At 45.5% G+C, this 15,607-nt stretch carries 11 protein-coding genes; 8 read left to right on the forward strand and 3 right to left on the reverse strand.

Annotation, left to right across the window (positions count from 1 at the left end):
• Window positions 1–93 precede the first annotated feature (93 nt).
• Window positions 94–2,046: a cytochrome c biogenesis protein ResB gene (locus tag SFSGTM_RS13530; protein WP_162085622.1), complete on the forward strand. Its 1,953-nt coding sequence runs from the start codon at window positions 94–96 to the stop codon at window positions 2,044–2,046.
• Complete coding sequence (gene ccsB, locus SFSGTM_RS13535) at window positions 2,047–3,189, forward strand: c-type cytochrome biogenesis protein CcsB (RefSeq protein ID WP_162085623.1); 1,143 nt, start codon at window positions 2,047–2,049, stop codon at window positions 3,187–3,189.
• Between the two features lie 72 nt (window positions 3,190–3,261).
• Here ccsB and hemL read toward each other — a convergent pair whose 3' ends face one another.
• The 3 genes from hemL to thiD are packed head-to-tail and all read right to left on the reverse strand — an operon-like array spanning window position 3,262 to window position 5,984.
• Window positions 3,262–4,542, reverse strand: a complete 1,281-nt coding sequence (gene hemL, locus SFSGTM_RS13540) for a glutamate-1-semialdehyde 2,1-aminomutase (protein ID WP_162085624.1) — start codon at window positions 4,540–4,542, stop codon at window positions 3,262–3,264.
• Window positions 4,543–5,169, reverse strand: a complete 627-nt coding sequence (gene thiE, locus SFSGTM_RS13545) for a thiamine phosphate synthase (RefSeq protein ID WP_162085625.1) — start codon at window positions 5,167–5,169, stop codon at window positions 4,543–4,545.
• Window positions 5,166–5,984: a bifunctional hydroxymethylpyrimidine kinase/phosphomethylpyrimidine kinase gene (gene thiD / locus SFSGTM_RS13550; RefSeq protein WP_162085626.1), complete on the reverse strand. Its 819-nt coding sequence runs from the start codon at window positions 5,982–5,984 to the stop codon at window positions 5,166–5,168. The genes thiE and thiD overlap by 4 nt, the downstream gene beginning before the upstream one ends.
• Before the next feature lie 94 nt (window positions 5,985–6,078).
• Here thiD and SFSGTM_RS13555 point away from each other — a divergent pair, with 94 nt between their 5' ends.
• From SFSGTM_RS13555 to SFSGTM_RS13580, 6 genes are all read left to right on the forward strand, one after another.
• Entirely contained in the window at window positions 6,079–6,231 is a 153-nt protein-coding gene (locus SFSGTM_RS13555) for a rubredoxin (protein WP_198420564.1), read from the forward strand.
• 96 nt (window positions 6,232–6,327) lie between these two features.
• Window positions 6,328–6,744, forward strand: a complete 417-nt coding sequence (locus SFSGTM_RS13560; protein WP_269780058.1) for a response regulator — start codon at window positions 6,328–6,330, stop codon at window positions 6,742–6,744.
• A gap of 13 nt (window positions 6,745–6,757) precedes the next feature.
• The gene (locus tag SFSGTM_RS13565) at window positions 6,758–7,120 is read left to right on the forward strand and encodes a response regulator (protein ID WP_162085628.1); all 363 of its coding nucleotides are present in this window, start codon (window positions 6,758–6,760) and stop codon (window positions 7,118–7,120) included.
• 17 nt (window positions 7,121–7,137) lie between these two features.
• Window positions 7,138–7,647, forward strand: coding sequence for a chemotaxis protein CheW (locus SFSGTM_RS13570; protein WP_162085629.1), 510 nt, complete (start codon window positions 7,138–7,140; stop codon window positions 7,645–7,647).
• 55 nt (window positions 7,648–7,702) lie between these two features.
• Window positions 7,703–9,832 (forward strand): methyl-accepting chemotaxis protein, encoded by a 2,130-nt coding sequence (locus tag SFSGTM_RS13575; RefSeq protein ID WP_162085630.1) that lies wholly within the window; start codon window positions 7,703–7,705, stop codon window positions 9,830–9,832.
• Between the two features lie 73 nt (window positions 9,833–9,905).
• Window positions 9,906–15,575, forward strand: a complete 5,670-nt coding sequence (locus SFSGTM_RS13580; protein WP_162085631.1) for an Hpt domain-containing protein — start codon at window positions 9,906–9,908, stop codon at window positions 15,573–15,575.
• The last annotated feature ends 32 nt before the right edge of the window (window positions 15,576–15,607 follow it).

The raw sequence follows: 15,607 nt of genomic DNA on the forward strand, positions 1-15,607 counted from the left end.
CACCCCTTTATTTTTCAGGCCACCTATCCTGTATTACCTATGAACAAACAATCTGCCACTTTCTCTCGTTCAGTTTATGAGCTGCTAAGCTCTATGCGTTTCGCTATTAGCCTGCTCACAATACTCGCAATCGCATCTATCATTGGCACAGTATTAAAACAAAATGAGCCCTACGCCAATTACATTATCGAGTTTGGCCAATATTGGTTCACCGCATTTAAGTGGTTAGGGCTATACGACGTATATCGTACCCACTGGTTTGTAACTATCCTAGCTATACTGGTGCTATCAACCAGCACCTGTATTTATCGCAACCTGCCGATGATGATACGTGAGATGCGCAGTTATCGCGAAAACGCGACCGAACAATCATTACGTCATTTTCAACATGTCGCAGAGTTCCCAGCTAACAATATATCTGCCGATCAACTTACTACCTACCTTGATAACCAAGGTTATCACTACAAACAAAAACAAGATGGCGACCATCTACTCATTGCCGCAAAACGTGGTAGCGCTAATCGTCTAGGCTACATATTCACTCACAGCGCCATCGTTCTGATTTGTATAGGCGGATTAATCGATAGCAATATCCCACTCAAAATTGAACAAACTTTTGGCTGGAAAAAAATAGAGACACGCGACCTGGCCGAAAGCCAAGTCCCAGCGATTAGCCGTTTATCAGCCAACAACTTATCATTCCGTGGCAATGTCACCATACCCGAAGGATCCAGCGCAGACGTAGTATTCCTGAATATCGCAGACGGCTATATGGTGCAAGAATTACCGTTCAAAATCGGCCTGAATAAATTCCACATTGAGCATTACACCACTGGGCAGCCAAAAATGTTTGCCAGTGACATTACTATCATCGACAAAAAAACAAATCGCCCAATATTGACCCACACCGTCACCGTCAATCATCCACTGATCTACGATGGAATTGCCATATTCCAGGCCAGCTTTGGAGATGGCGGCACGCATTTAAACTTGAATGGCTGGAATTTGTTTGATCACAGTGGTGAGTCATTCCCGGTTACCGGATCCATACATGACACCTCTAAATTGGCGACAGATGACACCCAATACACTATAGAATTTTCCGATTTCCGCCCATTCAATATTGAAAATTTTGGTGATGACCAAAAAACCATGCATGACACCCGCGCAGTCTTCGGTGGTAACGCTGTGGCAGATAAGAAAAATCTGCATAACGTCGGCCCGAGCTTCCAATACAAATTACGTAGCGCGGATGGACAGGCAAAAGAATATAGCAATTACATGCTACCCATGCTGCTCGATAAGCGCTGGTATTTATTATCAGGCATGCGTGATGCGCCCAATCAACCATTCCAATACATTCGCTTCCCGCTGGATCCAGAACGCACATTATCTGGATTTATGCGCTTACGCGGAGCTATGCTGAACAAATCGCTACATCCTGAAATTGCACAACACTTTGTAGCCAGCGCTATTCCTGATGCACCTGCTGATGTCAGAAGTAAATTAGTTGATAGCGCAACCAAAGTACTGGATATTTTTTCCCAAGGTGGTTATAAAGCCTTATCTGAATTTATTGAAGCCAAGGTTCCAGTAGCTGAACGTGATAATGCAGCTCAAACCTATCTCAAGATACTCGAACTTTCGACTTACCAGGCCTACGTGATCACTCAGGCACAGGCTCACCAGCCTGCGCCAAAAATGAATGATGAAACTGGCTGGTTCATTCGTGACAGTTTAAATAGTATTAGTGATATTTTCTTTTATGGCGCACCAGTTTATTTGCAACTTGCAACCTATGATGAAGTCCAAGCTACGGGTTTGCAGTTAACGCGCTCACCTGGTAAAAACATTGTATTTGGTGGTTCAGGATTATTAGTCTTAGGCGTATTTTCCATGTTTTATATACGCGAACGCAGACTATGGCTGTTAATCAAACACAATAGCGTATTATTCGCCATGTCCAGCAATCGCAAGACACTGGATTTTAATAATGAATTCGCAAGACATCAGCAAGACATTGCCGACATTGTAAAAGGAACGTAAATGCAACTTACCCAGACCATGCCTCGCCCATCACTGCTAAAACAGCTTAATCCTTTCGACTGGCTATTTGCGCTCGCATTATGGACGGGCGCTGCATACGCATTCAGTCTTTATGGCAACAACATGGACGTTTACGAAAAGGGCTTCCTGTTTGGTGCAGCCACCGTATTTTCGGTATTAGGCTGGCTATGGAAACCTATACGTACATTACTCATAATCATTGCAGTACTAAGTATATTTGGCATCTATGACTACCATGGCGATCTTGCACGTGCCAATCAGGCATTCTTTCTAAAATATATACTCGCCAGCCAATCTGCCATTATGTGGATGAGCGTGCTGTTTGTATTGGCAACATTAACCTATTGGATCAGCCTGATATCCCGCTCTGATTTTATCGCAAAAGTAGGAACCGCACTGACATGGAGTGCGTTGACTATGGGCTTAGTCGGATTGCTAGTGCGCTGGTATGAATCTTATTTAATCAGCCCTGATGTCGGACACATCCCTATCTCAAATCTGTATGAAGTGTTCATCCTGTTCTCTATCATAACGGCTTTGCTGTATTTGCATTATGAAAATCGTTATCAAAATCGACAAATGGGTGCGTTTGTTTTACCTGTCATTAGTGCAGCAGTTGGCTTTTTGTTGTGGTACACCTTTGACCGTCAGGCGCAAAACATACAACCGTTAGTGCCTGCATTACAATCCTACTGGATGAAAATACATGTACCGGCCAATTTCATCGGTTATGGCTCATTCTCCCTGGCAGCCATGATAGGCGTTGCGTACTTATTGGCATCCAAGGGCATTTTGGCAAGTCGCTTACCTAAATTGGAAGTGCTCGACGATGTCATGTATAAATCCATCGCCGTTGGTTTTGGATTCTTTACCATCGCCACCATACTCGGCGCGCTTTGGGCTGCTGAAGCTTGGGGTGGTTACTGGTCATGGGATCCAAAAGAAACTTGGGCACTCATCGTCTGGTTGAATTATGCGGCCTGGTTACATATACGCCTGGTAAAAGGCTTGCGCGGCCCTATGCTGGCATGGTGGGCTGTCATCGGACTATTTGTTACCGTGTTTGCTTTCCTTGGTGTCAACATGTTCTTATCAGGTTTGCATTCTTACGGCACACTGTAAAGCAGTTAATAAAATCAATAAAAAAGACCGCCTAGGCGGTCTTTTTTATTGATTTGTTTCAACATACGAGCGTCACCAGTTAGCGAATACTTGCTCTGCTTTCTCAAGTGTCGCCGCTATTTCAGCATCACCATGTGCTGCCGAAACAAAACCAGCTTCAAATGCTGACGGCGCAAAATACACCCCCGCGTCCAGCATGCCATGAAAGAATCGATTAAACGCCGCAACATCGCACTCCATCACCTGTGCATAATTTTGCGGCACCTGGTTACGGAAATACAAACCGAACATTCCACCTACATGCTGCGCAGAAAACGCTACGCCATGTTTAGCTGCAACATCAGTAAGTCCATGCACAAACTTCCCAGTAACTTCGCCCAAACGCTGATGAAAACCTGGCGCCTGTATCAACTTCAATGTCGCCAATCCCGCTGCAACCGCAACAGGATTACCAGACAATGTCCCCGCCTGATACACTGCACCCAGCGGCGCCAAATGAGCCATGATGTCACCACGCCCACCAAAAGCACCAACTGGCATGCCGCCGCCTATTACTTTACCAAAAGTCGACAAGTCCGGTGTAATACCATACAAAGCCTGCGCGCCGCCTAATGCCACACGAAAACCCGTCATCACCTCATCAAAAATCAATACCGCACCATATTGCGTACACACATCACGCATGGTTTGCAAAAACTCTGGCAGCGGTGCAATTAAATTCATATTGCCAACAACGGGCTCAACGATCACCGCTGCAATTTGATCTCCATACTGCTTAAAGCAATCAATCAACTGTTGTGGCTGGTTATAATCTAACACTAAAGTATGCGCTGCCAATTCTGGCGGCACACCCGCCGAACTAGGCTGGCCAAAAGTTAACGCACCAGATCCCGCCTTAACCAGCAACGAGTCGCTATGCCCATGATAACAACCCTCGAATTTGATAATTTTTGAGCGACCTGTAAATCCACGCGCCAAGCGTATGGCACTCATAGTCGCTTCGGTGCCCGAACTAGTTAGTCGCACCATGTCCATACTTGGAATCAAGGTGGTAAGCAAATCGGCCATCTCAACTTCACGTGCAGTTGGCGCACCAAAACTCAGCCCTTTTGCAGCCGCTTCACATACGGCTTGCACCACATCTGGATGAGTGTGCCCTACTATCATTGGACCCCATGACCCAACATAATCAATAAATTCGCGTCCATCAGCATCCCACACCCGTGCGCCTGATGCGCGTTCAAAGAAACATGGCGTCCCACCCACAGAGCGGAAAGCACGAACTGGGGAATTAACGCCACCAGGAATATGGCGTTGTGCGCGTTCAAATAAATCTTGGTTTATCGTCATCATTTAATCTTCTGTTTCCGCTAAAAATAAATCGGCAAATTGCCGCGCTGTTGCTGCTACATCATCACTTTCAAATAGCGCACTAATCACTGCGATCGCATCCGCTCCCGCATCAATTAAGTCACCTGCATTAGCTAAAGTAATCCCGCCTATTGCAATAATAGGTATATGGATTTGATGCGTTGCCTGCTGCAATAAAGCCATCTCTGCTAAAGGCGCATCAGGCTTGGTCGAAGAAGGAAAGAAGCTGCCAAACGCAACATAATCCGCGCCAGCTGCCTGAGCCTTTACGGCTAAGTCTATTGATTGATAACATGACACACCGACAATTTTATCAGCGCCCAATATGATCCGTGCTTCGCGTATTCCGCCATCATCCCGGCCTATATGCACACCGTCTGCACCTACCAGATCTGCCAATCGCAAACTGTCATTGATAATCAGCGGAACGCCATATTGACGGCACAAAACCAGCAACTCACTGGCTTGTTCATGTTGACGTGCGATGTCACCACTTTTGTCCCGATATTGCACCACACTCGCACCACCACGTAACGCAGCGGTTATAGCCCCCAACAATGCCGCAGTATTATCGGTCTCCTGCGTAATCGCATACAAACCCGATATCATTGCTTATCCCCATCGCGAGCCCAAAACAAACGGTCAGGAATAAACTGCCCCATACCAGGTCTGAACCCGGCACGCAAAGCTTCATAAGTAAATGCCTGTGCCTCGTGCACCGCATCTGAAATCGACATGCCATGCGCTAAAGCAGCAGCGATTGCCGAAGCCAAGGTGCAACCCGAACCATGGTAACTACCAGGCAAACGCGTCCAAGTATCAGCTCGCAACTCCCCTGTTGCGTCATACAAGGTATTTATCACTTGCGCCGTACCTTCATGCGTACCCGTAATCAACACGTACTCACACCCAGTTGCCAATAAATGTTGCGCACAAATATCCAACGCATCATTATCATTCACTATCTCATCCTGAACCAGATTACGTGCTTCTACACTGTTAGGCGTAATTATCGTCGTTTGCGGGATTAACATATCCATCATTGCTGCCCGCATATCATCCGTAGACAACTCATCGCCACGGCCAGATGCCAAAACAGGATCTAAAATCAAAGGAATATCAGGGTAATCCGCAACGATAGCTGCAATTGTTGCAAGCGCCTCCAAACTACCTAACATCCCAATCTTGAAAGCAGCCACAGGCATATCTTCGAGCAGACAGCGAGCCTGATCAGATATCCACTCTGCATCTAAAGGAAAATAATCTTCAACACCGACCGTATCTTGAACAGTAATGGCAGTTAAAACAGATAGCGCATGACAACCCATACTTGTCATCGTCAGGATGTCAGCCTGAATACCGGCACCACCAGTAGGATCAGATGCGGCAAAGGTCAGTACAATAGGTGGAGGAGATTCATTCATATAAAAAACCGTGCCATTAAAATACATATCTGGATTAGAATACCTATTTTAACTGAAAAGCGACAAGATAATGGCATCAGCTTACAATTGCTACATGTGCGTAGTTTGCGGCTATATTTATGATGAAGCCAAGGGCTGCCCTGACGACGGCATCCCTGCCGGCACAAAGTGGGAAGACGTTCCAATTAACTGGACATGCCCAGAATGTGGCGCACGAAAGGACGACTTTGAAATGGTAGCAATATAATTCAATTACAATAAATACTTGCAAGCCAGTCAAAATAAGATTAAAAATACACGTATACGTAAAGCAACGTCGTAAATAAAAAATAGCGGGGGTAATGTGGCAGACACCAATGATTTAAATGGCATTAAAGTGATGGTGATAGATGACAGCAACACCATACGCAGAAGTGCCGAGATTTTTTTGAAGCAAGCTGGTTGTGAGATCATCCTTGCTGAAGATGGTTTTGATGCCCTTGCTAAAATAACAGACCGCCAACCCGACATTATTTTCGTGGATGTCATGATGCCTCGTTTAGATGGCTATCAGACCTGCTCACTCATTAAGAAAAACAGCCGGTTTAAATCAACACCAGTCATTATGCTATCTAGTAAAGATGGATTATTCGATAAAGCCCGTGGACGCATCGTTGGCTCAAATGAATACCTAACCAAACCTTTTACCAAAGACAGTCTGCTCAGTACCGTACAGCGCTATGTTCCAGCCAGCCCCGCGATCCAACTAATCCCTAATTAATTCAAGGAACATCATGGCAGTCCACAAAGTACTCATTGTTGATGACTCACCCACAGAACGCTTCTTTCTTGCTGACTTGCTAAGCAAGCAAGGCTACCAAATCAATCTGGCGGAAAATGGTGAAGAGGCGTTAGAGAAAGTCAAACAAATCATGCCTGATCTAATCTTAATGGATGTGGTAATGCCTGGCATGAACGGTTTCCAAACTACACGCGCAATTTCGCGTGATGAAGAACTCAAGCACATTCCAATCATTCTATGCACCACCAAAGATCAGGAAACCGACAAAATCTGGGGACTACGTCAGGGTGCAATTGAATACATGATCAAACCTATAGATGGCGCCGCGCTACTACAGAAAATTCGTGCACTCTAAATCATAAAGAAACGACCATGTCCAAACGCGTCAGCTTGAAACAATTCCAACAAGATTTAAGTGATCGATTACAAATTGCAACAAGTCAATCAACTGCGAATAGTCGCCTTGCCGTACGTATTGCCGATCAAAACTGGCTGGTTGATTTAGCGCACATTAGCGAAGTAATTTCCCCATCCGCTATTGCAGTCGTGCCGCTCACACAGCCATGGTTTTTAGGGGTAACTAACATCCGAGGCAAACTGTTTAGCGTTGTTGATTTGGCTCATTTTAAAGGTGCACATGCAACGCCGAGAAATACAGAAAACAGACTGCTGATTGTCCACCCACAATTTACTTCAAATAGCGCTTTACTCGTTGAGCAGGCATTGGGATTGCGCAACATTGATAAAATGCAATTACAGTCAAACATCGCCCTGCCGGCCTGGGCTAGTCAAACGCACCTGGATGAAGACGGTAAAGCTTGGCACAGCTTGAATATTGAAGCATTAGTTACAAGTAACGAGTTCCTGACCGTAAGTTTATAAATTATTCTGATTCACATAAAACAATTTCATAATTAATTAGCACCGGAGACAAAAAATGGCTTTTAAACTTCCAAGTTTCAACCCAAAAAACGAACCTAAGAAATCTGGAAGGGCCAGCTCAGGTGCTGAAAACACAACGTTAATAATGAGCGGCATCAAAAAGATGTCAGACAGCACTGCTTTTGAAACGCCGCTAATAGGTCATTTGCCTGTAGAGAAGCAATACATTCTCTCCATGGTATCCGGTTTGGGATTCTTGGTAGTCACAGGCGTGTTACTTACATACAGTGGCATACAAGCGGGTAATAAAACAGAATACATTACCAAAGCAACTGAGATGCAAATGCTATCCCAGCGTATCGCGAAAGGTGCGCAACAATCTGTTGCAGGCAACCCAGAAGCTTTTGCACAACTCGCTGCAAGTGAAAAACAATTTATCACCAACTTTACCGCCATTTCCAAAGGCAGCATTTCCTTACCTGTCTCGCCAAAATCAACACAACCGATAGTCGCAGAACTAAAAACCCATTGGACACCTGTCGAAGCGCAAATCAATCAAATTCTGAGCCAGCAAAAGCCACTAGTGGAACTGCGTACTAACGTAGATACCATTAACAAAACAGCAAACGATCTGTTAGAAATTTCAGAGCAACTTGTAGGTCGCATGACCGATGCCAATCTTGGTCAACGAGAAAGCACATTGGCCAGTGAAATGGTCATGTTAACTCAGCGTATGGCTAAAAATGCTAATGCGCTGGTATCTTCCGAATCCATAGATCAGGACGTTGCATTTCAACTTGGTAAAGATGCAACTTCATTTCAAGAATATCTAAAAGCATTACGGGATGGTAGTGAACGCTATCACATTGCCGCACTAAGTGACGCCGACGCACATAGCAAGCTGATGGAATTAACCGCTGCATTCAAACCATTTGATGCCGCAACCACAAGCATCTTGAGTAACATGCAACCGCTCGTAGAAACCAAACAAGCCAACATGGCTATTTTCACTACCAGCGATGACATCCTGAAAACCACTCAACAATTAGCGCAAGCTTATTCAAAACTGGGCACCACCAGTAATACATTTGCGATTCTCTCGGGTATATTGGCATTAGCGAGTTTGGTGTTATTTGGTATCGTTAACGTTAACGAATCAAAACGTCGAGTTGGGCAAAGTGAAGCGGAAAACAAACGTAACCAGGAAGCTATTTTGCGATTGCTCAATGAGCTTGGTGATTTGGCGGATGGCGACTTAACCACCAACGCCACCGTTACTGAAGATATTACAGGCGCTATTGCTGACTCGATTAACTTTACTATCGATGAATTACGCGGCCTGGTTTCAGGTATTAACCGAGCGACTGAAAAAGTAACCACCACAACCTTACAAGCACAGAGCATTTCCGAAGAGCTACTCGCCGCGGCACAACGTCAAGCGCAAGAAATCGAAGAAACCTCTGCTGCTATTCTCGGTATTTCACAATCAATTAATGATGTTTCTGCCAGTGCGTCACAATCTGCACAAGTGGCAACCCAGTCACTGGAAGCCGCAGAAAAAGGCACCAAGGCGGTAGAAAACTCTATCACGGGTATGAACAGTATTCGTGAGAACATCCAGGAAACATCCAAACGCATTAAACGACTGGGCGAATCTTCACAGGAAATTGGTGAAATCGTTGAACTGATTTCAGATATTACCGAACAAACCAACGTACTTGCGCTTAATGCTGCGATTCAAGCTGCTGCCGCTGGCGAAGCTGGACGAGGCTTCTCCGTGGTTGCGGAAGAGGTACAACGACTAGCTGAACGTTCTGGTCAGGCGACCAAACAAATTGCTGCGATTGTGAAAACTATTCAGTCAGATACACAAGATGCGGTTTCCGCGATGGAAACCAGTACCCAGGGGGTAGTAGAAGGAGCCAAACTATCCGATGCGGCGGGTCAAGCGCTGAGTGAAATTGGTCAAGTTTCGCGCAACCTTGCGAGTCTGATTGAAAACATTTCTGCAGCTACCGATAGTCAGTCACAGGCCGCAAACAAAGTTACCAAAGCGATGCAGGATATTCAACAAATTACCGAACAAACGACAGCAGGCACACAACAAACTGCGTCGTCTATTGGTGAATTGACATCGCTGGCAACCGATTTGAAGAAATCTATTTCTGGTTTCAAACTAGCATAACCTCTGCACTCAACCTCGGCTTGACCGAGGTGAAAATAAATGAATAAAACAGCAGACTAAATTAGGATAGATCATGAGCTCAACACCAGAATATGACATCGGACCACTCAGCTGGGTCAAAGAAGAAATAGACCGCTCAATAGACCAAATCAATGCCATTGTTGACCAGTTTGATATAGCATCTGATGATACAGCCAAGCTACGCCAAGCAAATACTTTCTTGCATCAGATAACAGGTGCAATTGAAATGATAGGCTTACAAGGCGTTACTCTGGTTTGCCAAGAAGCTGAAAAATTTGTCCACGCGCTTGAACAAAAATCCATCAGCATCACTCCTGAATCACTAGCCTTACTCAAAAACACAACGACCCAGATCGAACAGTATCTGGACGACTTGCTCAAAGGCAAGCCCAATCACGAATTACAGCTTTTCCCAAATTACCAAGCTCTGAGACTTGCACAGGGCATTACCACCTCGTCCGAAACAGATTTGTTTTTCCCGGACATGGGCGGAAGAGCGCCTCGCGCAAATACAAAATCGGAATTATCCAGCACCGATATTAGCCAACTAATCAAAAAATCCAGAGCCAGTTTTCAACGAGGTTTACTCGGCTTTTTGCGCCAACATGATGCTGACCAGGGTCTGTTACTCATGCGCGAAGCAGTGAAGAATATAGAAAACAATATTAACGTACCAGCCAGCCGAACCTTCTGGTGGGGTGCCGGTGCTTTTGTTGATTGCCTGATTAACCATGCAATTGAACCGAGCTTTCCAGTAAAACAGCTTTGTGGCCGTATAGATTTACAAATGCGTCGCCATATAGAAGGCTCACTGAAAACCGCAGAGAGATTGCTGCGTGATTTATTATATTTCGTTGCTCAAAGTAGCGATGTCAATGAGCATGTTGCCGCAGTAAAAAACACTTTCAATCTATCTACGCTTATTCCACAGAACAAGCAGACTATGGATGAAATTGATGCGCTGCGTCCATTGTTAAAACAAATTCTTAGTCATATCAACAATGCGAAAGAGGCTTGGCTGAAACTTATTTCAGGCAGCGCAGATAGTCTTGCTCAGTTTCAATCAATTATTAATGACCTGAATGCGCCCATAGCACAGCTAAACAACACCCCAATTATTAAACTGATTGATGAAATCGCGAGTATCGCCAATGATTATCATCAATTACCGCATGAGCGTCATGAAGCTATTGGTCTGGAAGTCGCCACCACATTATTGCTGCTGCAAAACAACCTGGCTCATTACGAAAACATAGGTGGTGAATTAGTCCAGCAAGCTGAAGTACAAAGTCAACGTTTACGTGCAGCGGCTTATGCGGAAATAGATTTAGCAGACATCCCAGACATCCCCCTGCTTGATGAGTACTCTCGCCAAGCCCAGGAAAAACTATTAATTGCACAAGTCGCACAAGAAATCCAGGTTAATATCCAGCAGATAGAAGAAACACTGGACACTTTCTTCCGTGACAATTTCCACGACAAACAACCTCTGGCTGAGCTGACCAGACCCATTACTGAAATTCATGGTGCGCTTAGCATTATGCAATTAGGTGATGCCAATACCATATTGGAACATACCCACCAATTAATTAAACAGCTTGCTGATCCGGCTCTACCTGTTGATGAAGCCAGCTTTAGCACTATTGCTGATGCCATTAGCAGCATCAGCTTATATGTTGATGCTCAACGCTATCAACGTCAGGATGCGGATGCGATACTACAACCCATCATGAAGGAACTGGGGCTGGTCGATGACCTCAATACAGAGGAAATAGGCGAACGAGTTGAAGATGATCTAGACTCGCTAAAATCTGACTTACAACTGCAACTCACTGAGTGGCAGGAAAATCCTGAGCAGGAAGACACAAAAAAAAAATTAGTTGAAACCCTGCGTGAGATTAGCCAGGATGCTGAATTAGTTGGTGATTATCAACTAAAACAGCAATCTGCAGATGCTTTAAAGCAACTCGAAAATGGCGAAAATGATGCTGCACTAGGCGAGCTCTCACAGCAATTGAATTTATCTGGCGCCACTGTTGTTGAAGAAGAGACTCATACTCCCGAACCTGCTGCAGATGAAATTGACGCTGAATTGCTATCCATTTTCCTGGAAGAAGCTAACGAAGTTTTAGCAAGCCTCCACGCTGAATTAGCCACACTCTCAGAACAGCCTCACAACACTGAAGCACTGCGAACCTGTCGTCGCAACTTTCATACCCTCAAAGGCAGTGGTCGCATGGTAGGCCTTATGGATCTTGGCGAAACAGCCTGGGCACTGGAACAGCTGCTCAACTTATGGTTGCAAGACGACAAAAATGCTACGCCAACATTACTGCATCTACTCGGTAATGCACATCAACTATTTTCTGAGTGGATAGAGAAACTACAATCGCATAGCCCATTCACGCTTGATTACCATGGCCTGGCGAATGAAGCTGACATCCTGCGCACACATCAGGAATCTGATGAAAACAACTTGCCAGACAGTGAACCTGCTATCGATGAAACAACTGATACCGACAACCTGGAACCAGTTATCGTATCAGTTGGTGAACCTGAAATTTCGGCGGAAGCAGAAGCAGAAGCAGAAACCAGCCAGCCTGACATCATCAAAGAAATAACCGACACGCCTGACTATAACATCCATGAAACAGGTTACGTCGACGAAACCCCAGTACAGGAAATTGATGATCGTATTGCCATAGGCACTAATCTTATTTCTCCAATGCTGCTAGATATCTTTTTGCGTGAAGCCGATCAGCATTACCTTACCCTACATGCAGAATTCACCCATTTACAGCAGAACCCACACCTGCCTGTCAGTTATGAGTTTATGCGCGCCGCACACACCCTTGCCGGCATAGCAGGATTAACAGGATTCACCACACTCAGTGAACTGGCGCATGCACTAGAACTCTGGCTAAATCGTTTACAGAGCTTACCAGCCTCATTACCACCACATGACCAGATGACTGAGCATGCAATTGCTACGATTGCATACATGTTGCGCAACATACGCAAGCACGAATTACCCACTGCGGCAGCAGATCTGATCAACCAGCTCAACCATGCCCAAGCTGAAATCGCAAAATCTGTGGATGCAGATACTACAATCACAGATGAAAGTGTCACAGCCCAAACTAATACAGACTATAGTGGGGCAGTAGAAGCAATTGAGCCAGTGGAAGCATTTGCACCAGCGGAAGCAATTGAACCAGTGGAAGCATTTGCACCAACGGAAGCAATTGAACCAGTGGAAGCATTTGCACCAGCGGAAGCATTTGAACCAGCGGAAGTAATTGAGCCAGTGGAAGCATTTGCGCCAGTGGAAGCATTTGCACCAACGGAAGCAATTGAACCAGTGGAGGCATTTGAACCAGTGGAAGTAATTGAGCCAGTGGAGGCAGTAGAAGCACCCAAATTAGAATCACTGCGCTTACCAGTAGATGAAGCACAACGTACACACAATCTCACTGATGATATCGACGAACAGTTACTTCCTATCTTCTTGGAAGAAGTTGCCGATTTGATGCCTGCTATAGAAAGATCTATACGTAGCTGGCAAGGTGCGCCCGAAGGTGAAGAGCAAGCCAATATGCAACGCCTGCTGCACACACTAAAAGGCAGCGCCCGCATGACAGGCGCGATGCATTTAGGTGAGTTGACGCATACGCTGGAAACGGATGTCATAGACGCCATAAATCACCAGAAACTGACACCTGAAACATTTGCTGAGTTTGAAGCCCAGATAGATCAACTCAACATTGCTGTTGATAAACTGCGCAATCCTGCATTCGTAGCCGAACCTGGCACTTCCAATACGAACAACGTGACGGTAGATTTATCTCAAACTACAATCGCAATGCCAATGGCGGCAGAAGCCGACGGCAGTGCGCATACATTGCGTGTTCGTGCTGACATCGTAGACAGGCTGGTTAATGAAGCGGGTGAAATCAACATTGCACGTTCACGTATGGAAAGTAGTGTTGCGGGTATCAAAACCCATATTACAGAACTAAACGAAAACGTCGGGCGTCTGCGGACACAGCTACGCGAATTAGAAATTCAGTCAGAAAGTCAGATGCAATCGACACTGTCACACATGCAAAGTGAAGACAGTCAATTTGACCCACTAGAGTTTGACCGATTCACCCGCCTGCAAGAACTAACGCGCATGATTGCTGAAAGTGTAAACGACGTCGGCAGCGTACAGCAAAACTTGGCATTGGCGCTCAACGAAACTGATTCCGCCATTACCCAACAAGGTCGTCTTGCCAAAGACTTGCAACAAGCCTTGATGCACATTCGTATGGTGCCACTGTCCAGCATATCCGATCGACTCCATCGTACCGTGCGCCTGGCAGCAAAAGATCTGGGTAAAAAAGCCAGTTTGCAGCTGATAGGTGAACACGTGGAATTTGACCGCAGCGTGCTGGATAAAATGGTTGCGCCACTGGAACACTTGCTGCGTAACTCAGTCGCTCATGGTATTGAATTACCTCAAGATCGTATTGCTGCTGACAAATCCGAATATGGCGAAATTGTTCTGTATGCCCGTCAGGAAGGTAACGAAGTTGTAATTGCGTTACGAGATGATGGTCGTGGACTGGATCTGCCAGCCATCCGAGCAAAAGCCATCGACAATAGTCTCATGCAAGCAGAAGATGACTTACCTGCAAATGAACTCATGCAAATGATATTCTCCAGCGGTTTCTCTACTGCAGAATCAGTCACGACACTGGCTGGTCGTGGTGTGGGTATGGACGTTGTAAAAAATGAAATTAGCCAGCTAGGCGGACGTATCGACATCGCCTCCGAAACAGGCAAAGGCGCGCAATTTACGGTTTACTTACCACTGACACTCGCCGTATCGCAAGCAGTGCTGGTCCATGCAGGCGACCGCATCTTCGCGATCTCCTCATCCATGGTCGAGCAAGTTCAGGAATACAAAACCGAACAAATTAATGAGCTACTGGAAAAAGGCGTCATTAGCTGGCAAAACCACCAGTATGACTTCTTCTACCTGTCCCACTTACTTGGTGATACTCAGGCACAGCCAATACAGCAACAATACAGCCCGGTGTTATTACTAAAGAGCGGTAATCAGCGCGCCGCCGTACTCGTCGACAAGCTCATAGGTAATCGAGAATTAGTGATCAAAAATATCGGTCCACAACTTGCTCGTATATTAGGGATTGCAGGTGCAACTGTATTAGGTAATGGCCAAATCGTATTGATCCTTAACCCAGTACAACTTGCCCAGCGCCAAGGACAAATAGTTCGTCAACAAGTCAAACACACACCGATTACGCTAATTAATGAAGATCAGTCCGCGGCTAAAACGGTCATGATCGTTGATGACTCACTAACCGTACGTAAAATCACCAGCCGCATACTCATGCGTGAAGGTTACGAAGTCACCACAGCAAAAGATGGTCTGGATGCATTGCAACTACTACAGACAACAACACCAGACGTCATGCTGCTAGATATCGAAATGCCGCGTATGGATGGATTCGAGCTGACCAAGGTAATGCGTGCCGACAACAAAATGTCACAAATACCTATCATCATGATCACCTCGCGTACTGCTGATAAACACCGTGACCATGCGATGAGCCTGGGTGTTAACGCCTACATGGGTAAACCTTTCCAGGAAGACGAGCTATTAGCCAAGATAGCAGAACTGGCACAGACGGCTTGCGCCATCAATGAAGTTTAAATTCACCGCCTATTTAAAATAAGAAAACAAGC

It is taken from the genome of Sulfuriferula nivalis (assembly GCF_009937995.1).
GTDB lineage: Bacteria > Pseudomonadota > Gammaproteobacteria > Burkholderiales > Sulfuriferulaceae > Sulfuriferula > Sulfuriferula nivalis.